The sequence below is a fragment of the Sinimarinibacterium arenosum genome, assembly GCF_005047655.1.
Classification (GTDB): domain Bacteria; phylum Pseudomonadota; class Gammaproteobacteria; order Nevskiales; family Nevskiaceae; genus Solimonas.
Genome location: NZ_SUKF01000002.1, coordinates 400,024 through 417,717, shown reverse-complemented (window position 1 = coordinate 417,717; position 17,694 = coordinate 400,024). Strand labels below are relative to the sequence as shown.

Below are 17,694 nucleotides of genomic sequence, written 5' to 3'. Positions count from 1 at the left end.
GGAAAAACGGCAATGGATATTCAACTGCACAACACTAACCAAACACTCAACGTGTCTGACGCCGTCTTCGGTGTCGACTACAACGAACCGCTGATTCATCAGGTCGTCACGGCGTACCTGTCGGGCGGTCGTGCGGGCACGAAGGCTCAGAAGAGCAAGGCCATGGTCTCCGGCGGCGGCAAGAAGCCGTGGCGCCAGAAGGGCACCGGCCGTGCGCGCGCCGGTTCGATCCGCTCGCCGCTGTGGCGTGGGGGTGGCAAGACCTTCGCTGCGGTTCCGCGTGATTTTTCGCAGAAGGTCAACCGCAAGATGTACCGCGGTGCGATCCGCTCGATCATCGCCGAGCTGAACCGTCAGGGTCATCTGATCATCGCTGAATCGTTCACGGTTGAAGCCCCGAAGACCCAGAGTCTGGTGGCCCAGCTGCAGGCTATGTCGACCAACGACATCCTGATCGTGACCGGCGAAATGGATCAGAACCTTTTCCTGTCGTCGCGCAATATTCCTCATGTCGAAGTCTGCGACGTCGAGGCGATCAATCCGGTCACGCTGCTCAGCCACAAGAAAGTGCTGATGACGGCTGACGCGGTCAAGAAGCTGGAGGCCTGGCTGCAATGAACGTCGATCGTCTGCATCAGATCATTCTCGCGCCGGTGATCTCGGAGAAGAGCTCCCGCGTCGCCGAGAAGCGTAACCAGGCGGTGTTCAAGGTTGCGCGCAACGCCGAGAAGCCCGAGATCAAGGAAGCCGTGGAGCAGCTCTTCAACGTCAAAGTTGAAGACGTGCGCACGCTCAACGTCAAGGGCAAGACCAAGCGTTTCGGCCGTAGTGAAGGCCGCCGCTCGGATTGGAAGAAGGCTTACGTCACGCTCGCCCAGGGTCAGGAAATTGACTTCCTGGTCGGCGGCGCCAGTTAAGGGGACGCGGTCATGCCATTGGTAACCATGAAACCGACCTCAGCAGGTCGTCGCCACCAGGTCAAGGTGGTCACGCCGGGCTTGTGGAAGGGTGAGCCGCACGCGCCGCTGCTCGAGAAGAAGAAGAGCTCGGGTGGTCGCAACAACAACGGTCACATCACCACGCGCCATAAAGGCGGTGGACATAAGCAGCACTATCGCATCATCGATTTCAAGCGCAACAAGGATGGCGTGATCGCCACGGTTGAGCGGATCGAGTACGACCCGAATCGTTCGGCGCATATTGCGCTGCTGTGCTACCGCGACGGCGAGCGTCGTTACATCATTGCGCCCAAGGGCGTGAATGCTGGTGACGAGCTGATGTCGGGCGAGAGCGCCGCAATCAAGCCGGGCAACACGTTGCCGCTGCGCAACATTCCGCTGGGTTCGACGATCCATTGCATCGAAATGCGTCCGGGTAAGGGTGCGCAGATCGCGCGTTCGGCCGGTGCTGCGGTGCAGCTGGTGGCCCGCGAGGGGAGCTACGCAACGCTGCGTCTTCGGTCCGGTGAGATGCGCAAGGTGCACGTTGAGTGCCGCGCCACAATCGGCGAAGCTGGCAACAGCGAGTTCAACCTGCGCAAATTCGGCAAAGCCGGCGCCAAGCGCTGGCTGGGTATCCGCCCGACGGTGCGTGGTGTGGTCATGAACCCGGTCGATCACCCGCATGGTGGTGGTGAAGGCCGCTCGGGACAGGGTAACCCGCATCCTGTCACGCCGTGGGGTCAGCAGACCAAGGGCAAGAAGACTCGCTCCAACAAGCGCACGCAGCAGTTCATCCTGCGCAGCCGCAAGTCCAAGAAGTAATCAGGTGATCTCATGCCGCGTTCAGTAAAGAAAGGCCCGTTCGTTGACCACCACCTGATGAAGAAGGTGGACGACATGCAGTCCCAGCGCGTCAAGAAGCCGATCAAGACTTGGTCGCGCCGATCGATGGTGACGCCGGAGTTTGTGGGACTGACCCTTCAGGTCCACAACGGCAAGCAGCACATGCCGGTGTTCATCACCGACAACATGGTCGGCCACAAGCTGGGTGAATTCGCTCCGACGCGGACCTTCAAGGGTCACGCGGACAAGAGCACGAAGAAGTGAGGCTGTGATGCAAACGCAAGCCGTTCTTAAATTTGTTCGTATGTCGCCCAAGAAGGCGCGCGCCGTGGCTGATCTGGTGCGTGGCAAGAAGGTCGACGAAGCGATGAATATCCTGAAGTTCTCGACCCGCAAACCTGCCCGCATCATCGGCAAGGTTCTGGAGTCGGCGATCGCCAATGCCGAGAACAATCACGGCGCTGACATCGACGAGCTGAAGGTGAAGGAGATCTTCATCGACCAGGGTCCGGTGCTCAAGCGCATCATGCCGCGGGCCAAGGGCCGCGCTGATCGCATCTTGAAGCCGACCAGCCATGTCACGATCAGGGTGTCGGACGGCAACTAGCCGTCAGCGCGTCGGACCAGAAGAGAGTAGCTATGGGTCATAAAGTCAATCCGAACGGTTTCCGCCTTGGCATCAGCACGCACTGGGTGTCGAACTGGTATGCCGAGCGTTCCGCTTACGGCGAAACCTTGCTGAAGGACATGGCGGTTCGCACGTTCCTGCGCAAGAAGCTGGCACAGGCGTCGGTTTCGCGCATCCAGATCGACCGCCCGGCAAAGTCGGCGCGGGTCACGATTCATACGGCGCGTCCGGGTATCGTGATCGGCAAGAAGGGCGAGGATATCGAGAAGCTGAAGCAGGAAGTTTCGAAGATCATCGGCCTGAAGGCAGATTCAGTCCATCTTTCGGTCGAGGAAATCCGCAAGCCGGAACTCGATGCGAAGTTGATCGCGGACAGCGTCGCTCAGCAGCTGGAGCGCCGCATCATGTTCCGCCGCGCGATGAAGCGTGCGGTGCAGAACGCGATGCGTCTGGGCGCGGGCGGCATCAAGATTCAGGTCAGCGGCCGCTTGAACGGCGCTGAAATTGCCCGCACCGAGTGGTATCGCGAAGGTCGCGTGCCGTTGCACACGCTGCGTGCCCATGTCGACTACTCGACCGGCGAAGCGCATACCACCTATGGCGTCATTGGCGTGAAGGTGTGGGTGTTTACGGGTGAAGTGTTCGATACCGGTCGTCATGACGGCAAGCACGACGCCGACGCTCACGCTGCGGCCTAATCATCGGAGAAGACTGCAATGCTGCAGCCCAAGCGCACAAAGTTTCGCAAACAGCGTAAAGGTAGCAATACCGGCCTCGCGCTGACCGGCAACAAGGTCAGTTTCGGTGAGTGGGGTCTGAAGACCTCCGAGCCGGGTCGTATTACCGCGCGCCAGATTGAAGCAGCGCGCCGAGTCATCACGCGCTACATCAAGCGTGGCGGCAAGGTGTGGATTCGTATCTTCCCGGACGTTCCGGTGACCAAGAAGCCTTTGGAAGTCCGCATGGGCTCCGGTAAGGGCAACGTTGAGTACTGGGTCGCCAAGGTTCAGCCGGGCAAGGTGTTGTATGAAATGGAAGGCGTGGACGAGACCACCGCGCGTGAAGCCTTCCGCCTGGCCGCTGCGAAGCTGCCGGTGAAGACGGTGTTCGTCAACCGGACGATCATGTGATGAAAGCCCAAGAATACGTAAAGGCCCTTCGCGAGAAGGATGCGAAGGCTCTTAAAGAAGAACTGACGGCGCTGCGCAGGGAGCAGTTCAATCTGCGCATGCAGCAGGCGACGGGACAGGGCGGTAAGCCCAACCTGATCCGCGATGCACGCAAGAAGATTGCGCGCGTCAAAACCGTCATGGCACAGCAGGTGAAGGCGTCATGAGCGAGCAGCAAGTAACCAAGACCGAGCGTCGCGTCGTCGGACGCGTCATCAGCAGCAAGCCGAACAAGACCATTACGGTCCTGGTCGAGCGTCGCGAAAGGCATCCGCTTTACGGCAAGATGCTGCGTCGCTCCACGAAGCTGCATGCGCATGACGAGAACAACGAATGCCATGAAGGCGATCGCGTTGCCATCGTTGAGACGCGTCCGCTGTCAGCGACCAAGCGATTCCGCCTGGTTGAAATCCTGGAGCGCGCCAGCGCGCTGCAGCAGGCAGAGTCGGGAGCCTAAGCCATGATTCAGCAAGAATCTTTTTTGCAGGCCGCTGACAACAGTGGTGCGCGTCTGGTGCAGGTGATTCAGGTCAAGGGTTCGACCCATCGCCGCTATGCCGGTGTCGGCGACCTGATCAAGGTCACGGTCAAGGATGCGATCCCGCGTGGCAAGGTCAAGAAGGGCGAAGTGCATGACGCCGTTGTTGTGCGTACGCGCTTCCCGATCAAACGCGCCGATGGTTCGGTCATCCGTTTCGACAGCAATGCCGCCGTGCTGCTGTCGAGCAAGATGGAACCGCTGGGCACACGTATCTTCGGACCCGTGACGCGCGAACTGCGCGATCGGTTCATGAAGATCGTGTCGCTGGCGCCGGAAGTTCTGTAAGGGGCTCGCAGCAATGAACAAGATCCGCAAAGGCGACGAAATCGTTGTCATCACCGGCAAAGACCGTGGTCGTCGCGGCACCGTGACTCAGGTGCTCGCCAACGGCAAGGCTTTGGTCGAAGGCATCAATCTGGTCAAGAAGCATCAGCGTCCGAACCCGAACGCCGGCATCGCCGGGGGCATCGTGGAAAAGGAAATGCCGATCGAATTGTCCAACGTGATGCTGTGGAACTCCAAGACGGGTAAGGGAGACCGTGTCGGCTTCCGCGTCGAGGGTGATGGCGAGCAGCAGCGCAAGGTCCGTTTCTTCAAGTCCAACCAGGAACTGGTGGACGGCTAAGGTATCGATGATGGCACCGAATCTGCAAAACCTGTATCGCGACAAGCTCGCCCCTGAGCTCCAGAAGAAACTGGAGGTCGGCGCGATGGATGTGCCGCGCATTTCCAAGATCACGCTCAACATGGGTGTCGGTGAAGCGACCGCTGACCGCAAGGTCATGGAGCATGCCGTTGCCGATATGACCGCGATTGCCGGCCAGAAGCCGATCGTGACCAAGTCGCGAATCGCTGTGGCGGGCTTCAAGATCCGCGAGAACTATCCGGTGGGTGTCAAGGTGACGCTGCGCCGCGAGCACATGTACGAATTTCTCGAGCGTCTGATTGCCGTCGCGCTGCCGCGTATCCGCGACTTCCGCGGCATCTCGGCGAAGGGCTTCGACGGCCGCGGGAACTTCAATTTCGGAATCACCGAGCAGATCATCTTTCCTGAGATCGACTATGACAAGGTCGATGCGCTGCGCGGCATGAACATCACGATCACCACGACGGCGAAGAACGATGAGCAGGGCCGCGCCTTGCTCGACGCGTTCAACTTCCCGTTCCGCAAGTGAGGCTGTAGGCATGGCCAAGACCAGTATGATCGAGCGCGAAACCAAGCGCGCCGCCCTCGTCGCCAAGTACGCTGCGAAGCGCAGCAAGCTGAAGGCGCTCATCTCGAGCGAAACAGCCTCGAACGAGGAAAAGGACGCCGCTGTGATCGCGCTGCAGAAGCTGCCGCGTGACTCCAGCAAGACGCGCCAGCGCACGCGCTGCCAACTGAGCGGACGTCCGCGCGGTGTCTATCGCAAATTCAAGCTCGGCCGCAACAAGCTGCGTGAGGCAGCGATGCGTGGTGAGATTCCAGGCCTCAAGAAGGCGAGCTGGTAAGGGGATTGCAGAAATGAGCATGACTGATCCGATTGCCGACTTCCTGACGCGCATCCGTAACGGCCAACAGGCCCGCAAGAAGCAGGTCGTTTCGCCGTCTTCCAAGGTGAAGGAAGCGATTGCTGCGGTGCTGAAGGACGAAGGCTACATTGCCGACTTCTCGGTGACCGCCGAAGGCGCCAAGAAAACCATTACCGTGACCTTGAAGTATTTCGAGGGCAAGCCGGTGATCGACCGAATTGAGCGTATCTCGCGTCCGGCGCTGCGTGTCTACAAGGGCAAGGACGAACTGCCACGCATTCTGGGCGGGCTCGGTATTGCCATCGTGTCGACGCCCAGCGGCGTGGTCAGCGACAGCAAGGCGCGCGCGGCCGGTCAAGGCGGCGAGATCCTGTGCGTCGTCGCTTAAGGAGAATTTGAAATGTCTCGCGTAGGAAAAATGCCGGTAACAATTCCGGCAGGTGTCCAGATCGAAGCTGGCGACGGCACGCTCACGGTTAAGAGCGCTAAAACCAGTCTGACGGTCGTCATTCCGCGTGCGGTCAAGATCGACGTGAACGGAAACGAGGCGGTGATCAATGCCGACTCGATCAAGGCCAATGGTATGGCTGCCGGAACCGCCCGTGCGATCCTGTACAACGCCGTTATCGGTGTGTCGCAGGGATACGAGCGCAAGCTGAATCTGGTGGGCGTCGGTTATCGCGCCGCCGCTCAGGGCCGCAAGGTGAATCTGAGCCTGGGCTTCTCGCATCCGGTTGAGTACCCGATTCCGGAAGGTGTGACGGTGGAAACGCCGACGCAGACCGAAATTCTCGTCAAGGGTGCGGACAAGAAGATGGTTGGCCAGGTGGCCGCCGACATTCGCGCCTACCGTCCGCCTGAGCCTTATAAGGGTAAGGGTGTTCGGTACTCGACCGAGAAGGTCGTGCTGAAGGAAGCGAAGAAGAAGTAACGGTTCGATGCGCGTGAAGCGCGCCTCGAGTCGGCCGAAGCCAACACTGATTGATGTGACCAACTGAGAGTTGGACGAATGAAAGACAAGAATCAAGCCCGTCTGCGCCGCGCCCGCCGTACGCGCGCCCATATCCGCGAATTGGGCGGCCATCGTCTGGCCGTGCATCGGACTCCGCGACATATCTATGCGCAGATCATCGGTCCCGGTGCCGATGAGACGCTCGCCAGCGCATCGACGCTGGAAAAGGATCTCGCTGCCAGCCTCGAAGGCACGGGCAATGTCGAAGCCGCGAAGAAGGTGGGTGCAGCGATCGCTGAACGCGCGAAGGCTGCTGGGATCACCAAGGTCGCGTTTGACCGTTCCGGCTTTAAGTTTCACGGCCGTATCAAGGCGCTGGCCGACGCTGCACGCGAAGCCGGCCTGGAGTTTTAAGCGATGGCACAGCACATGAATTACGACGACTCGCAGTCCGGCAACGAGCTGAAAGAAAAGCTCATTACCGTCAACCGCGTATCCAAGACGGTCAAGGGCGGTAAGCAGTTCGCGTTCACGGCGCTGACCGTGGTCGGTGACGGCTCTGGCCGCGTCGGCTTTGGGTACGGAAAGGCGCGCGAAGTGCCGGCTGCCATTGCGAAGGCGATGGAACAGGCGCGCAAGAACATGGTCTCGGTGTCCCTGAAGGGCCTGACCGTTCAGCACGAGATTTGGGGCCGTCACGGCGCCTCGAAGGTTTTCCTTCGTCCGGCATCCGACGGTACCGGCGTGATTGCGGGTGGCGCGATGCGTGCGGTGTTTGAAGTGGCCGGTGTGCAGAACGTGCTCGCAAAGTCGTTTGGCTCACGCAATCCGATCAACCTGGTTCGCGCAACGATGGACGCGCTGGCCAACATGAACGTGCCGTCTGAGATCGCTGCAAAGCGTGGCAAGACGCTCGAAGAACTCCTGGGATAAGTCATGGCAGACACCAAGCAGATCAAAGTGACCCTGGTGCGCAGCCTCGCCAAGCGACTGCCGAACCATAAGGCCTGCGCCAATGGCCTCGGCCTGCGCAAGATGCATCAGAGTGTCGTGATCGCTGCGACCCCTGAGAACATGGGCATGGTCAACAAGGTTTCCTACCTGCTGAAGGTTGAGGAAGTCTGAGTCGTCATCGACTGCAACGCAGATATCGGAAATCAATACGATGAAACTGAACACGATCAAGCCTGCCAAGGGCGCCAAGACCGCAAGAACGCGCGTCGGGCGTGGTATTGGCTCGGGGCTGGGCAAGACCGCCGGCCGCGGCCACAAGGGTCAGCATGCCCGCAAGGGCGGTTACAACAAGTTGGGCTTTGAAGGCGGCCAGATGCCGATTCAGCGCCGCCTGCCGAAGCGCGGCTTCAAGTCGCCGCTGAAGGGGTTGACCGCGGAAGTTCGTCTGTCGGAGCTCGACAAGATGAAGGCCGAAGAAATCGATCTGGCGACCTTGAAGGCTGAAGGTGTGATCTCCGCGAATGCGCTGACTGCCAAGGTCATCAAGTCCGGAACGCTGTCGCGCAAGGTTGTGCTGAAGGGCGTGCTTCTGACCAAGGGCGCACTAGAGGCTGTGACCGCGGCTGGCGGCAGCGTCTCCGAATAAGTCGACGGATCAGGGCGGAGCTAAAGCGCGATGGCGAAGACACCGGGCATGCCGGCGGGATCGATGATGCCGGATCTCAGCAAGATGGGTGAGGTCAAGGACCGCATCTTCTTCCTGCTGGGCGCCATCATTGTGTATCGCATCGGCAGCTTCATTCCGGTGCCGGGTATCGACCCGAATCAGCTGGCGGCGCTGTTCAATCAGAGTCGCGGCACGATTCTGGACATGTTCAACATGTTCTCAGGCGGCGCTCTGGAGCGTCTGTCGATCCTTGCCTTGGGCGTGATGCCGTACATCTCGGCGAGCATCATCGTGCAGCTGATGACGGCGGTGGTTCCGCAGCTCAAGGAGCTGAAGAAGGAAGGCGAATCGGGTCGTCGCATCATCACGAAGTACACCCGGTACGGCACGCTGGCACTGGCCATCTTCCAGTCTGCGGGCGCGGCGCTCGCATTGCAGAAGTCAGGCGTAGCGATCAATCCGGGATTTGCGTTCGTGTTCACCGCGACCGTAAGTCTGGTCACCGGCACGATGTTCCTGATGTGGCTGGGCGAACAGATCACCGAACGCGGTATTGGCAACGGTATCTCGATGATCATCTTCGCCGGCATCGTTGCGGGCTTCCCGCGCGCGTTGGCTTCGACTGCGCAGCTGGTTAGCGAAGGGTCGATCAGCGGTTTTTCGGTGTTAGTTGTGCTGCTGCTGGTAGTTGTCGTGACTTGGGGCGTCGTGTTCATGGAGCGTGCACAGCGCCGGATTCCGGTGCATCATGCGCGCCGCCAGCAGGGCCGCAAGGTTTTTGCCGCTCAGACTCAGCATCTGCCGTTGAAGATCAACATGTCGGGTGTGATTCCGCCGATCTTCGCGTCGTCGATCATTCTGTTCCCGGCATCAATGGTGCAGTTTTTTGGTGATGCGGCAAATGGTGGCGTGGTTCAGCGCATTGCCAACGCCCTGTCTCCGGGGCAGCCGCTGTATACGTTGCTGTACGGGGTGCTGATTGTATTTTTCTGCTTTTTCTACACCGCGCTGGTCTTCGATTCGCGTGAAACCGCGGACAATCTGAAGAAGTCCGGAGCGTTTGTTCCGGGCGTGCGTCCGGGCATGATGACTGCGCGGTACATCGATCAGGTGCTGACGCGTCTGACCGTTATCGGATCAATCTACATCCTGGCCGTATGCCTGGTGCCAGAAGTGTTGCGGTCGTTTGTGACCAGCATCCCGTTCTATTTCGGTGGGACATCGTTGCTGATCACCGTCGTGGTGGTGATGGATTTCATGGCGCAGTTGCAAGCGCACTTGATGTCCCATCAGTACGAAGGCCTGCTGAAAAAGGCCAATTTGAAAACGCTGGGCGGTACGTCCGGACGCTGAGTCCGGCGCCGTTTCGATAACCTCGAGAGGTTTTAAGTCATGAAAGTCCGTGCTTCCGTGAAGAAGATGTGCCGGAACTGCAAGGTGATCCGTCGCGCTGGTGTGGTGCGAATCATTTGCTCGGATCCGCGTCACAAGCAGCGCCAGGGCTAATTGCGGTCGCCTGGCAAAGGCGTTCCGTTTAGTCGGGATTGAAGGATTCAAGTATTTCCCATACAATGCGCGGCTTTTCTGCGCGGATTTAAGTCGAGGTTGTTCCTATGGCACGTATCGCGGGCGTCAACATCCCGGATCGCAAGCACGCTGTAATCGCTCTTCGCGCGATTTACGGCATCGGCGCCACGCGCGCCAAGAAAATCTGCGCCGGTGCAGGCATTGATCCGACCGCGCAGATTCGCAATCTGACCGAAGGCGAGCTGGAATTGCTTCGCACCGAGGTCGGCAAGTACATCGTCGAAGGCGATCTTCGCCGCGAAGTGTCGATGAGCATCAAGCGTCTGATCGATTTGGGTTGCTACCGCGGTCAGCGTCATCGTCGCGGTCTGCCGGTGCGGGGTCAGCGTACGCGGACCAACGCCCGCACCCGCAAGGGCCCGCGTCGCGCGACGATCGCTGGCAAAAAGAAAGCGTAATCAGCACTCTCGGAACTTAAGATATGGCAACCGCTTCCCAGGCCTCTACGGCCAAGCGCAAAAAGGTCAAGAAGAACGTCACCGATGCGGTGGCGCATATTCATGCCTCTTTCAACAACACGATCATTCTGATCACCGACCGTCAGGGCAACGCTCTGTCGTGGAGCACCGCCGGCGCCGCCGGATTCAAGGGCTCACGCAAGTCGACGCCGTTCGCCGCGCAGGTCGCTGCGGACAAGGCGGGCCAGGCGGCTGCTGAGCACGGGGTCAAGAATATCGAAGTGCGGGTCAAGGGTCCGGGGCCAGGTCGCGAGTCCGCTGTGCGCGCGCTCAATGCGGTCGGCTTCAAGATCACCAACATCACCGACGTGACGCCGATTCCGCACAACGGCTGCCGCGCGCCCAAGCGCCGCCGCGTGTAAGGATCAGGAGTAAGACATGGCTCGTTATATCGGTCCGAAGTGCAAGCTGTCCCGTCGCGCAGGCACTGACCTGTTGCTGAAGTCGCGTGCGCGTCCGCTGGACGGCAAGTGCAACATGGAGACCCGCCCGGGTCAGCATGGTGCTGCCAAAACCCGTCTGTCGGATTACGCACTGCAGCTGCGTGAAAAGCAGAAGCTCAAGCAGATGTATGGTGTGCTGGAGCGGCAGTTCCTCAACTATTACAAGAAGGCGGCGCAGAAGAAGGGCTCAACGGGTGTGATCCTGTTGCAGCTGCTGGAAATGCGTCTGGACAATACGGTTTATCGCATGGGTTTTTCGCGCACCCGCGCTGAAGCCCGTCAGCTGGTGTCGCACAAGGCGATTCTGGTCAACGGCAAGCCGGTGAATATTCCGTCCTACCAGGTTCGCGTCGGTGACGTTGTCGAAGTGCGCGAGGCTTCGCGTGCCCAGACGCGCATCGCGGAATCACTGTCGATCGCCAGCCAGGTTGGTCTGCCGGAATGGGTTGAAGTCGACGAGAAGGGCCTGAAGGGCACTTTCAAGGCCGTTCCGACCCGTGATCAGATCGTGCCGGATATCAACGAGCAGCTCGTCGTCGAGTTGTACTCGAAGTAAAGAAGTTTGTTCGGGGCGTTGCCTTGGGGCTAATCCCGGGGCGCGGCCCTGATTCAATACGAGGTAGTCATACATGCAGAACGTTGTCGTCGACCTGCTGAAGCCGCGCCAGATTGATGTCGAAGCGCTGTCGCCGAACCGCGCTCGCGTCACGCTGGAACCCATGGAACGCGGGTTCGGGCACACGCTGGGTAATGCGCTGCGTCGCATCCTGCTCGCGTCGATCCCCGGGGCAGCGGTCACCGAGGTTCAGATCGAAGGTGTCGTTCACGAGTACAGCGCGGTTGAAGGCGTGCAGGAAGACGTCCTCGACATCCTGCTGAACATCAAGAACATCGCAGTGCGGATGCATGCGCGTGATGAAGCGACCCTGCGCCTGGAGAAGTCCGGCAATGGCGTCGTCACCGCCGGCGATATCAAGCTGGATCACGACGTTGAGATCGTCAACCCGGATCTGGTGCTTGCGCATCTGACCGGCGGCAAGCTCAACATGACCCTCAAGGTCACGCGTGGCCGTGGGTACGTGCCGGCGGTCAGCGCCGTGCGGGAAGAGGATGGTCGTGGCATTGGCGTGCTGCGCCTCGATGCCTCGTACAGCCCGGTTCGTCGTGTGAGTTACAGTGTTGAGCGCGCTCGCGTTGCCCAGCGCACGGACCTCGACAAGCTGATCCTTGACGTGGACACCAACGGCAGCGTCGACGCCGCGGAAGCGGTGCGGCTGTCGGCTCGCATCCTGCGCGACCAGCTCAGCGTGTTTGTTGACCTCGAAGCTGAGGCCCAGCAGGCTACTGCAGTGCCGGGCAAGAAAGAACTGTCGCCGATCCTGTTCCGTCCGATCGACGATTTGGAACTGACGGTCCGTTCGGCCAACTGTCTCAAGGCCGAGAACATTTATTACATCGGCGATCTCGTGCAGCGCACCGAGATGGAGCTGATGAAGACGCCGAATCTGGGCAAGAAGTCGCTCAACGAGATCAAGGAATCGTTGAAGTCGCACGAGCTGGAACTCGGCATGAAGCTCGACAACTGGTCGTCGCCGAAGGTTTCGGCCTGACGCTCTTGCTGCTTTAAGGAAATATAGCCATGCGTCACAAGATGTCAGGCCGCACGTTCGGCCGTACCAGCTCCCACCGGAAGGCCACGATGCAGGCCATCACTGTGGCCCTGCTCAAGCACGAGCTGATCAAGACCACGCTGCCCAAGGCCAAGGAATTGCGCCGGGTTGCGGAGCCGCTGATCACCCGCGCCAAGGATGACTCGGTGCATAACCGCCGCATCGCGTTTTCGCGTCTGCGCGATCGCGACGCCGTGCAGAAGCTGTTCAATGAATTGGGGCCTCGCTACAAGGCGCGTCCGGGCGGCTACCTGCGCATCCTGCGCTGCGGTTTCCGAGCGGGTGACGATGCGCCGATGGCCTACGTTGAGTTGGTGGATCGCGCGCCGGCAGCTGCGGCGGTGGAAGCCGAGTAGGCTTTCGCACATTGCGGTTGAAAACGGGCGCCTTTGGCGCCCGTTTTCGTTGGGCCATACAGTCTTACGCAGCGCTTCAGTACCCTATCGAGGCGATTTTCGGGCGTCTTATCAAGCCGCGCCACTGGTGATCAACGCGCGAGCATCAGTCCGATGCCGATCCGTGTCACGCTCTGGTTGTAGTCAGCCAGGCTTTCACCGTAGCCGTTCCAGATATAAAGATTCAGGAAGGCGTAGTCCGAGAATGGCGCGCTGTAGTCGAACTGAATCGCCCCTCGGCCCGTTGTGGGGTTGCCGCGCAGCATCAGCGAAGCCATATGCTTGGCTTCTCCGAACAATTTGCGTTGCAGGCGCAATTCGCCGTAGCCCATGTAGTGCAGAATGTCCGGATTGTCGTCGCGCTTGGGGTCGTCAGCGGCGCGGCCTTCGTCCTCCGGCAGCCGGTACCAGGCCCGCAAGTGAATCAGCTCGCGATCGGTTTCGTAAAACACCGCGCCGATAACGCGGTTCCAGCTGCGCGATTCCGGTAGATCCTTGCCGTTGGATTCATGGTCGATGCCGAGGTCGAAGCCCAGGCCTGGCGCATCATTCCATTCCGGCTTCCAGCGATAGAACAATTCGGGGTTGTAGTTGGTTTCTCGAAAAGGTCGAGAGTTGGCCCCGTCGTAGAGTTGCCAGAACGAGCGCTGTGAATAGGCGAAAAACAGATTGCGATTGAACAGACGCTGTTTGAGGCTGATCGAGAACAGTACCTCGGTATTGCTAGAGCGGTATTGCGGGCTCCAGGTTGCCGGAATCAGGTACATTGGTTTGTGCAGCGAGAGACCGTGCTTTTCATTGACGAGCGTGAAAGCGTCGCTGTCGCGACGCAGATTGCCAAAGACGTCGCGTCCTTCAGCCTCCTGTGTGCGCGATTCTTGCGGTTCTGCGCTGGCAGACTCGTTGAGTGCGGAAGCAGTGGCTTTGGGCAGTTCGGGGCCACTGATTTCGATTGCGGGCTCGGCCGCTGCAGCCGTAATCCCCAGAAATGCTCCGCTGAATGCACCGATGTACCGACGACAAACAAGTCTGGACACGTCCTCGTCCTCTCTCCCTGAGTGCGGCAGTGCCTAAGAGGGCAGCAGCGCGTCGACGTACGGCTTCATCACACGCTCAACCCGACACAGGCGAGCGTAGTGCCACAGCTTGCGCATGTTGACGTTGCGCTCCGCCAATGCCGTACGCAGAGCGTCGACTGCGACATGCGGGCCGATCTTGTTACGAAACTTGAACAGGTCCGTCAGTGTTTTTTCAAGGCTGTAGATACGCACTTTGACGTTTTCGATCTGGTGTGTCTCAACGCCTTCGACGAACGCAGGTCCGCCGAGCCGCGCAACGCGAATGTGGGGGAATTCGACCCTCGGTTTGGCCGCGCGTCGCTCAATAGCAACGCTGATTTCATTGGGGTTGTCGTCGCCGATCTCGTGAAAAGCGAGCGCCGACTGCAGGCAAATCACGCCGTTGGGAATTGCACGAGCAACGATTGCCAGTGCCAGTCCGGAAGACTGTCGTGCGTCTGCGGGAACGTAGCTGCCGCGACCGAGTTTTTTCAACAGGCCACGATCGCACAAACGACGCAGGTACTCGGCCTGAATGCCATAAGGAACGAGGTCCTTCGGCCGCAGTACGCCGAGCTTATGCGCCATCTGTAAGATGCGTTCGGACTTGCTGTGCTCGTCCATCTGTGCATAACGCCCGCAAGATTAAATAAGTGTGTATGTTTTGAAACGCCGTCATTATCCGAGCTCGAGAAACGGTCTTCAATCCTTGCATGAATTATTTAACGTAACATAATGTAATAATTAGACATTTATAGGAAAAATGTAGCCAATAATTTAAGCCATGTTGCTCGATATCGCCCTATTTTTGGCCGTTGCGGTCCTATTTGTGCCGCTGTTCAGGCGTCTCGGCTTGGGGGCGGTGCTGGGTTACCTTGCCGCGGGGGCAGTGATTGGTCCGTCCGGCCTGGGCCTAGTCGGGCAGGTTGAGGAAGTCCTGCATTTCTCCGAGTTCGGCGTCGTCCTGCTGATGTTCCTGATCGGACTGGAGTTGCAGCCGAGCCGACTGTGGACGTTGCGACGCATGGTCTTTGGCCTGGGCGGCGCACAGGTATTGCTGAGCGGAATGCTGCTTGCGGTGGCGGCGCTCTGGATCGGTGCGCCGTCGCTGCAGGTTGCGGTGGCCATCGGCTTCGGACTGGCGATGTCGTCGACGGCGCTGGTACTGCAGCTACTGGCGGAGCGCAAGGAACTTTCGACGCGGCACGGACGTGCCGCGTTTTCGATCCTGCTGTTCCAGGACATTGCGGTGATCCCAATGCTTGCGGTGATTCCGCTGCTCGCGCCTGAGGCCGACGATGGCAGTCATGGGCAAGGTTGGATGGAGACGCTGAAGACCTTGGGGGTGTTCGCCATCGTCATCTGGGGCGGACGTTATGCGGTACGGCCGGCGTTGCGGATGGTCGCTGCGGCCGAGACGCCGGAGTTGCTGACCGCGGCGGCACTGCTGATCGTTATCGCAACGGCGTTGGCGATGGACGCCGTAGGCCTGTCAATGTCGCTCGGCGCGTTTCTCGCGGGAGTTCTGTTGTCGGAATCGGAGTATCGACATCAGTTGCAGGCCGATATCGAGCCGTTCAAAGGCATGCTGCTGGGGCTGTTCTTCATTGCGGTCGGAATGTCCGCCGATGTCGGTCAGCTAGCGTCACAGCCGCTGAACGTGCTCGGTCTGGTCGTGCTGCTGTTGGCGATCAAGGCGATCGTGTTGTTCGGCCTCGGGCGCTATATAGGGTTGCCGGCATCATCGGCGCGTGCCCTGGCTAGCGCGCTGCCGCAGGGCGGCGAATTCGCCTTCGTTCTGTTCAGTGCCGCCACAGTGGCCGGTCTGATTGACAGCCAGCTGACTGCGCAGCTTGTGCTCGTTGTGACCTTGTCGATGATTGCCACGCCAGCGCTTTATGCGCTGCAGACGCGATGGCGTGACAGGCCGGATCCATCGCGGCCCTATGACCAGATCGACGCAGCGGATAACAGCGTGATCATTGCCGGCTTCGGCCCGTTCGGACAGATCGTCGCTCGCATCCTGGGAATTAAACAGGTGCCGTTCACCGTGCTCGACAAGGATTCCGAGCAGGTGGATTTCGTACGGCGTTTCGGGAACAAAATCTTCTACGGGGATGCCGGTCGTCTGGAGCTGCTGCGTGCCGCACATGCGGACCAGGCGCGTCTCTTCGTATTGACGATTCCGGATATTGAAGCCTCGCTGCGTGTTGCTTCAGTGGTTCGCGAGCACTTTCCAAAATTGCCGATTTATGCCGTGGCACTGAACCGGCAGCATGCGATGCTGCTGATGGACATGGGTGCCAAGTTGATCATTCGCCGCAGTTTTTATTCGTCGCTGGAGATGAGCCGCGAAATTCTGACGACCTTGGGAGAGACCGCAGATGAGGCCGCCAGAGTGGTCGAGATGTTCAGCAAGCACGATGAAGCGACCTTGCGGCGCCAGCATGCGGTGAAGCACGACGAGCAATTGGTGATTCAGACCGCGCAAGAGGCAGCGCGCGAACTTGAACAATTGTTCGAGCAGGATCGGCCGCGATGATCGGATCGATGGCACATGTCATCGTCGCTGTGGTTGCGCTTGGACTTGGCATTGCGTTCGTTTCAGCAGATCGTCATTCACGGACGTCGCAGGCGCTGGCGACGGCCTTTGTCGCGATCGGACTGTCGGTTTATCTGAACGTCGTGGTGCTGCAGCGTATGGGCACGGTTCCGGCGTGGGTTGGCTGGTTTGCCTTGCCAGAGAGTGTGGCAATGATCAGCGTGCTGGAGTGGGTGCTGCGCGTCCGGCGGACGCTGCCGGTCGCGATTGATGTCGATACGCGTGCAGGGGACTATGCGCTGCGGGCGGGACAGGTGGCGGGTGTGGTGTACGGGGTGTTGTCGATTGCGCTGCCGGCGCAACGCATTGAAGCTTTTGGTCGCGGTGCCGACGGATTTGCCCCTGTGACGAGTCCGGTGTTCTGGATCTTCATGTCGCCCATCCTGCTGTCGATGCTGACCGGACTCTTCGGCATTCTGCTGCTGCTGAACCGGAAGCCTGACCGTGCCGAAGCGGTTCGAGTGCTGGCGATGGCGCTGGCGACCCCGTTTTTCGTCAGCGGTTTTGTGCTGCCGCTGGATTGGTCAGCGCTGACGTCTGCTGTGGGCGAGATGATCTTTTTCATCGGTGCGGTGCATTACCACGAGCTACAGGGTCAGCGCGGACAGTTCATGTCTCGATTCCTGTCGCCGCAGGTGGCGCGCCTGGTCGCTGAACGCGGACTCGAACAGGCCATGCGTGAGTCGCAGCGTGAGATCACGGTGGTCGCTTGCGATCTGCGCGGATTCACCGCTTATGCCGCTGCCCAATCGACCACGCAGGTGCTGGCAGTCCTTCGCGAGTACTACGACGCAGTCGGAGAGATCGTGTCCGAGTACAACGGCACGATCAAGGATTTCGCCGGTGACGGCATTCTGATTCTGGTCGGTGCGCCGCTGCCGGTGGCATATCACGCGCGTCGCGGCGTACAGCTCGCGCGACGCATCCGCGAGCGGGGCGGTGCATTGACCCGGCGTTGGAGCCGGCCGGGCCAGCCCCTCGGGATAGGTGTCGGCGTCGCGACCGGGGTGGTTACGGTGGGGGTGATCGGTTCTTCGTCGCGTCTGGAATACACCGCGGTCGGATCGACTGTGAATCTGGCTTCGCGATTGTGCGAACAGGCTGCAGATGGTGAGATTCTGATCGATGCGCGCACCGCGGAACTGGGGGGTAGCGCAGGGCTGGCATCACGTGCGCCGATTCTGCTGAAAGGCTACGCGCTTCCGGTTGTGCACTACGCCGCCGATCCCTCCGCTGAAGCTGATTCCGCAGCTGTTGCTTCGGTGGCTTGAAAG

At 59.9% G+C, this 17,694-nt stretch carries 30 protein-coding genes; 28 read left to right on the top strand and 2 right to left on the bottom strand.

Features of this window, described 5'->3' with window-relative positions; genetic code table 11:
* The first annotated feature begins 12 nt into the window (after positions 1 to 12).
* The 26 genes from rplD to rplQ all read left to right on the top strand — a co-directional run bounded on the left by rplD (position 13) and on the right by rplQ (position 12,721).
* Complete coding sequence (gene rplD / locus E4T66_RS05525; RefSeq protein WP_136847902.1) at positions 13 to 618, top strand: 50S ribosomal protein L4; 606 nt, start codon at positions 13 to 15, stop codon at positions 616 to 618.
* On the top strand, positions 615 to 917 hold the full coding sequence (rplW, locus tag E4T66_RS05520; RefSeq protein WP_136847901.1) for a 50S ribosomal protein L23: 303 nt from the start codon (positions 615 to 617) through the stop codon (positions 915 to 917). The genes rplD and rplW overlap by 4 nt, the downstream gene beginning before the upstream one ends.
* A gap of 12 nt (positions 918 to 929) precedes the next feature.
* The gene (rplB, locus tag E4T66_RS05515; protein ID WP_136847900.1) at positions 930 to 1,763 is read left to right on the top strand and encodes a 50S ribosomal protein L2; all 834 of its coding nucleotides are present in this window, start codon (positions 930 to 932) and stop codon (positions 1,761 to 1,763) included.
* Positions 1,764 to 1,775: 12 nt separating this feature from the next.
* Positions 1,776 to 2,048: a 30S ribosomal protein S19 gene (rpsS, locus tag E4T66_RS05510; protein ID WP_136847899.1), complete on the top strand. Its 273-nt coding sequence runs from the start codon at positions 1,776 to 1,778 to the stop codon at positions 2,046 to 2,048.
* Between the two features lie 7 nt (positions 2,049 to 2,055).
* Positions 2,056 to 2,391, top strand: coding sequence for a 50S ribosomal protein L22 (rplV, locus tag E4T66_RS05505; protein WP_136847898.1), 336 nt, complete (start codon positions 2,056 to 2,058; stop codon positions 2,389 to 2,391).
* Positions 2,392 to 2,423: 32 nt separating this feature from the next.
* The gene (gene rpsC, locus E4T66_RS05500; protein WP_136847897.1) at positions 2,424 to 3,110 is read left to right on the top strand and encodes a 30S ribosomal protein S3; all 687 of its coding nucleotides are present in this window, start codon (positions 2,424 to 2,426) and stop codon (positions 3,108 to 3,110) included.
* Positions 3,111 to 3,128: 18 nt separating this feature from the next.
* Positions 3,129 to 3,542, top strand: coding sequence for a 50S ribosomal protein L16 (gene rplP / locus E4T66_RS05495; RefSeq protein WP_136847896.1), 414 nt, complete (start codon positions 3,129 to 3,131; stop codon positions 3,540 to 3,542).
* Positions 3,542 to 3,748 carry a 50S ribosomal protein L29 gene (rpmC, locus tag E4T66_RS05490; protein ID WP_136847895.1) on the top strand — a complete coding sequence of 69 codons (207 nt, stop codon included), beginning with the start codon at positions 3,542 to 3,544 and terminating at the stop codon, positions 3,746 to 3,748. The genes rplP and rpmC overlap by 1 nt, the downstream gene beginning before the upstream one ends.
* Positions 3,745 to 4,038, top strand: coding sequence for a 30S ribosomal protein S17 (gene rpsQ / locus E4T66_RS05485; RefSeq protein WP_136847894.1), 294 nt, complete (start codon positions 3,745 to 3,747; stop codon positions 4,036 to 4,038). The genes rpmC and rpsQ overlap by 4 nt, the downstream gene beginning before the upstream one ends.
* Before the next feature lie 3 nt (positions 4,039 to 4,041).
* On the top strand, positions 4,042 to 4,407 hold the full coding sequence (gene rplN, locus E4T66_RS05480; RefSeq protein ID WP_136847893.1) for a 50S ribosomal protein L14: 366 nt from the start codon (positions 4,042 to 4,044) through the stop codon (positions 4,405 to 4,407).
* 13 nt (positions 4,408 to 4,420) lie between these two features.
* Complete coding sequence (rplX, locus tag E4T66_RS05475) at positions 4,421 to 4,747, top strand: 50S ribosomal protein L24 (protein WP_136847892.1); 327 nt, start codon at positions 4,421 to 4,423, stop codon at positions 4,745 to 4,747.
* A 10-nt stretch (positions 4,748 to 4,757) separates the two neighbouring features.
* Positions 4,758 to 5,297 carry a 50S ribosomal protein L5 gene (rplE, locus tag E4T66_RS05470; RefSeq protein ID WP_136847891.1) on the top strand — a complete coding sequence of 180 codons (540 nt, stop codon included), beginning with the start codon at positions 4,758 to 4,760 and terminating at the stop codon, positions 5,295 to 5,297.
* 10 nt (positions 5,298 to 5,307) lie between these two features.
* Complete coding sequence (gene rpsN, locus E4T66_RS05465; RefSeq protein WP_136847890.1) at positions 5,308 to 5,613, top strand: 30S ribosomal protein S14; 306 nt, start codon at positions 5,308 to 5,310, stop codon at positions 5,611 to 5,613.
* 13 nt (positions 5,614 to 5,626) lie between these two features.
* Complete coding sequence (gene rpsH, locus E4T66_RS05460) at positions 5,627 to 6,022, top strand: 30S ribosomal protein S8 (protein ID WP_136847889.1); 396 nt, start codon at positions 5,627 to 5,629, stop codon at positions 6,020 to 6,022.
* Positions 6,023 to 6,034: 12 nt separating this feature from the next.
* Positions 6,035 to 6,565 carry a 50S ribosomal protein L6 gene (gene rplF, locus E4T66_RS05455; protein ID WP_136847888.1) on the top strand — a complete coding sequence of 177 codons (531 nt, stop codon included), beginning with the start codon at positions 6,035 to 6,037 and terminating at the stop codon, positions 6,563 to 6,565.
* A gap of 78 nt (positions 6,566 to 6,643) precedes the next feature.
* Positions 6,644 to 7,000 (top strand): 50S ribosomal protein L18, encoded by a 357-nt coding sequence (gene rplR / locus E4T66_RS05450; RefSeq protein WP_136847887.1) that lies wholly within the window; start codon positions 6,644 to 6,646, stop codon positions 6,998 to 7,000.
* Positions 7,001 to 7,003: 3 nt separating this feature from the next.
* Positions 7,004 to 7,519 carry a 30S ribosomal protein S5 gene (gene rpsE / locus E4T66_RS05445; protein WP_367396745.1) on the top strand — a complete coding sequence of 172 codons (516 nt, stop codon included), beginning with the start codon at positions 7,004 to 7,006 and terminating at the stop codon, positions 7,517 to 7,519.
* Between the two features lie 3 nt (positions 7,520 to 7,522).
* Positions 7,523 to 7,711: a 50S ribosomal protein L30 gene (gene rpmD, locus E4T66_RS05440; RefSeq protein WP_136847886.1), complete on the top strand. Its 189-nt coding sequence runs from the start codon at positions 7,523 to 7,525 to the stop codon at positions 7,709 to 7,711.
* A 40-nt stretch (positions 7,712 to 7,751) separates the two neighbouring features.
* Positions 7,752 to 8,186, top strand: a complete 435-nt coding sequence (gene rplO / locus E4T66_RS05435) for a 50S ribosomal protein L15 (protein WP_136847885.1) — start codon at positions 7,752 to 7,754, stop codon at positions 8,184 to 8,186.
* A 30-nt stretch (positions 8,187 to 8,216) separates the two neighbouring features.
* Entirely contained in the window at positions 8,217 to 9,560 is a 1,344-nt protein-coding gene (gene secY / locus E4T66_RS05430) for a preprotein translocase subunit SecY (RefSeq protein ID WP_211242768.1), read from the top strand.
* Positions 9,561 to 9,599: 39 nt separating this feature from the next.
* Positions 9,600 to 9,713, top strand: coding sequence for a 50S ribosomal protein L36 (gene rpmJ / locus E4T66_RS05425; RefSeq protein WP_136847884.1), 114 nt, complete (start codon positions 9,600 to 9,602; stop codon positions 9,711 to 9,713).
* Positions 9,714 to 9,820: 107 nt separating this feature from the next.
* Positions 9,821 to 10,192, top strand: a complete 372-nt coding sequence (rpsM, locus tag E4T66_RS05420; RefSeq protein WP_136847883.1) for a 30S ribosomal protein S13 — start codon at positions 9,821 to 9,823, stop codon at positions 10,190 to 10,192.
* A gap of 23 nt (positions 10,193 to 10,215) precedes the next feature.
* A complete protein-coding gene (rpsK, locus tag E4T66_RS05415; RefSeq protein WP_136847882.1) occupies positions 10,216 to 10,614 on the top strand; it encodes a 30S ribosomal protein S11 in 399 nt (132 codons plus the stop codon).
* A gap of 16 nt (positions 10,615 to 10,630) precedes the next feature.
* Positions 10,631 to 11,251 carry a 30S ribosomal protein S4 gene (gene rpsD / locus E4T66_RS05410; RefSeq protein ID WP_136847881.1) on the top strand — a complete coding sequence of 207 codons (621 nt, stop codon included), beginning with the start codon at positions 10,631 to 10,633 and terminating at the stop codon, positions 11,249 to 11,251.
* 73 nt (positions 11,252 to 11,324) lie between these two features.
* Positions 11,325 to 12,305 (top strand): DNA-directed RNA polymerase subunit alpha, encoded by a 981-nt coding sequence (locus E4T66_RS05405; RefSeq protein ID WP_136847880.1) that lies wholly within the window; start codon positions 11,325 to 11,327, stop codon positions 12,303 to 12,305.
* A 29-nt stretch (positions 12,306 to 12,334) separates the two neighbouring features.
* Positions 12,335 to 12,721, top strand: coding sequence for a 50S ribosomal protein L17 (gene rplQ, locus E4T66_RS05400; RefSeq protein ID WP_136847879.1), 387 nt, complete (start codon positions 12,335 to 12,337; stop codon positions 12,719 to 12,721).
* A 131-nt stretch (positions 12,722 to 12,852) separates the two neighbouring features.
* Here rplQ and E4T66_RS05395 read toward each other — a convergent pair whose 3' ends face one another.
* Together E4T66_RS05395 and E4T66_RS05390 are read right to left on the bottom strand one after the other, a co-directional pair.
* Positions 12,853 to 13,797 carry a phospholipase A gene (locus E4T66_RS05395; RefSeq protein WP_136847878.1) on the bottom strand — a complete coding sequence of 315 codons (945 nt, stop codon included), beginning with the start codon at positions 13,795 to 13,797 and terminating at the stop codon, positions 12,853 to 12,855.
* 33 nt (positions 13,798 to 13,830) lie between these two features.
* Positions 13,831 to 14,406, bottom strand: a complete 576-nt coding sequence (locus E4T66_RS05390) for a type IV toxin-antitoxin system AbiEi family antitoxin domain-containing protein (protein WP_136848072.1) — start codon at positions 14,404 to 14,406, stop codon at positions 13,831 to 13,833.
* A 196-nt stretch (positions 14,407 to 14,602) separates the two neighbouring features.
* On the opposite strand from E4T66_RS05390, the gene E4T66_RS05385 reads away from it, so the two are divergent.
* Complete coding sequence (locus E4T66_RS05385; protein WP_136847877.1) at positions 14,603 to 16,360, top strand: monovalent cation:proton antiporter-2 (CPA2) family protein; 1,758 nt, start codon at positions 14,603 to 14,605, stop codon at positions 16,358 to 16,360.
* The gene (locus tag E4T66_RS05380; RefSeq protein ID WP_136847876.1) at positions 16,357 to 17,691 is read left to right on the top strand and encodes an adenylate/guanylate cyclase domain-containing protein; all 1,335 of its coding nucleotides are present in this window, start codon (positions 16,357 to 16,359) and stop codon (positions 17,689 to 17,691) included. Before E4T66_RS05385 ends, E4T66_RS05380 begins: the two co-directional genes overlap by 4 nt.
* Positions 17,692 to 17,694 lie beyond the last annotated feature (3 nt).

Excerpts from the sequence above, each read along its gene's own strand:
- rplD (WP_136847902.1), top strand. The coding sequence starts at position 13 with ATGGATATTCAACTGCACAACACTAACCAAACACTCAACGTGTCTGAC.
- rplW (WP_136847901.1), top strand. The coding sequence starts at position 615 with ATGAACGTCGATCGTCTGCATCAGATCATTCTCGCGCCGGTGATCTCG.
- rplB (WP_136847900.1), top strand. The coding sequence starts at position 930 with ATGCCATTGGTAACCATGAAACCGACCTCAGCAGGTCGTCGCCACCAG.
- rpsS (WP_136847899.1), top strand. The coding sequence starts at position 1,776 with ATGCCGCGTTCAGTAAAGAAAGGCCCGTTCGTTGACCACCACCTGATG.
- rplV (WP_136847898.1), top strand. The coding sequence starts at position 2,056 with ATGCAAACGCAAGCCGTTCTTAAATTTGTTCGTATGTCGCCCAAGAAG.
- rpsC (WP_136847897.1), top strand. The coding sequence starts at position 2,424 with ATGGGTCATAAAGTCAATCCGAACGGTTTCCGCCTTGGCATCAGCACG.
- rplP (WP_136847896.1), top strand. The coding sequence starts at position 3,129 with ATGCTGCAGCCCAAGCGCACAAAGTTTCGCAAACAGCGTAAAGGTAGC.
- rpmC (WP_136847895.1), top strand. The coding sequence starts at position 3,542 with ATGAAAGCCCAAGAATACGTAAAGGCCCTTCGCGAGAAGGATGCGAAG.
- rpsQ (WP_136847894.1), top strand. The coding sequence starts at position 3,745 with ATGAGCGAGCAGCAAGTAACCAAGACCGAGCGTCGCGTCGTCGGACGC.
- rplN (WP_136847893.1), top strand. The coding sequence starts at position 4,042 with ATGATTCAGCAAGAATCTTTTTTGCAGGCCGCTGACAACAGTGGTGCG.
- rplX (WP_136847892.1), top strand. The coding sequence starts at position 4,421 with ATGAACAAGATCCGCAAAGGCGACGAAATCGTTGTCATCACCGGCAAA.
- rplE (WP_136847891.1), top strand. The coding sequence starts at position 4,758 with ATGGCACCGAATCTGCAAAACCTGTATCGCGACAAGCTCGCCCCTGAG.
- rpsN (WP_136847890.1), top strand. The coding sequence starts at position 5,308 with ATGGCCAAGACCAGTATGATCGAGCGCGAAACCAAGCGCGCCGCCCTC.
- rpsH (WP_136847889.1), top strand. The coding sequence starts at position 5,627 with ATGAGCATGACTGATCCGATTGCCGACTTCCTGACGCGCATCCGTAAC.
- rplF (WP_136847888.1), top strand. The coding sequence starts at position 6,035 with ATGTCTCGCGTAGGAAAAATGCCGGTAACAATTCCGGCAGGTGTCCAG.
- rplR (WP_136847887.1), top strand. The coding sequence starts at position 6,644 with ATGAAAGACAAGAATCAAGCCCGTCTGCGCCGCGCCCGCCGTACGCGC.
- rpsE (WP_367396745.1), top strand. The coding sequence starts at position 7,004 with ATGGCACAGCACATGAATTACGACGACTCGCAGTCCGGCAACGAGCTG.
- rpmD (WP_136847886.1), top strand. The coding sequence starts at position 7,523 with ATGGCAGACACCAAGCAGATCAAAGTGACCCTGGTGCGCAGCCTCGCC.
- rplO (WP_136847885.1), top strand. The coding sequence starts at position 7,752 with ATGAAACTGAACACGATCAAGCCTGCCAAGGGCGCCAAGACCGCAAGA.
- secY (WP_211242768.1), top strand. The coding sequence starts at position 8,217 with ATGGCGAAGACACCGGGCATGCCGGCGGGATCGATGATGCCGGATCTC.
- rpmJ (WP_136847884.1), top strand. The coding sequence starts at position 9,600 with ATGAAAGTCCGTGCTTCCGTGAAGAAGATGTGCCGGAACTGCAAGGTG.
- rpsM (WP_136847883.1), top strand. The coding sequence starts at position 9,821 with ATGGCACGTATCGCGGGCGTCAACATCCCGGATCGCAAGCACGCTGTA.
- rpsK (WP_136847882.1), top strand. The coding sequence starts at position 10,216 with ATGGCAACCGCTTCCCAGGCCTCTACGGCCAAGCGCAAAAAGGTCAAG.
- rpsD (WP_136847881.1), top strand. The coding sequence starts at position 10,631 with ATGGCTCGTTATATCGGTCCGAAGTGCAAGCTGTCCCGTCGCGCAGGC.
- E4T66_RS05405 (WP_136847880.1), top strand. The coding sequence starts at position 11,325 with ATGCAGAACGTTGTCGTCGACCTGCTGAAGCCGCGCCAGATTGATGTC.
- rplQ (WP_136847879.1), top strand. The coding sequence starts at position 12,335 with ATGCGTCACAAGATGTCAGGCCGCACGTTCGGCCGTACCAGCTCCCAC.
- E4T66_RS05390 (WP_136848072.1), bottom strand. The coding sequence starts at position 14,406 with ATGGCGCATAAGCTCGGCGTACTGCGGCCGAAGGACCTCGTTCCTTAT.
- E4T66_RS05385 (WP_136847877.1), top strand. The coding sequence starts at position 14,603 with ATGTTGCTCGATATCGCCCTATTTTTGGCCGTTGCGGTCCTATTTGTG.
- E4T66_RS05380 (WP_136847876.1), top strand. The coding sequence starts at position 16,357 with ATGATCGGATCGATGGCACATGTCATCGTCGCTGTGGTTGCGCTTGGA.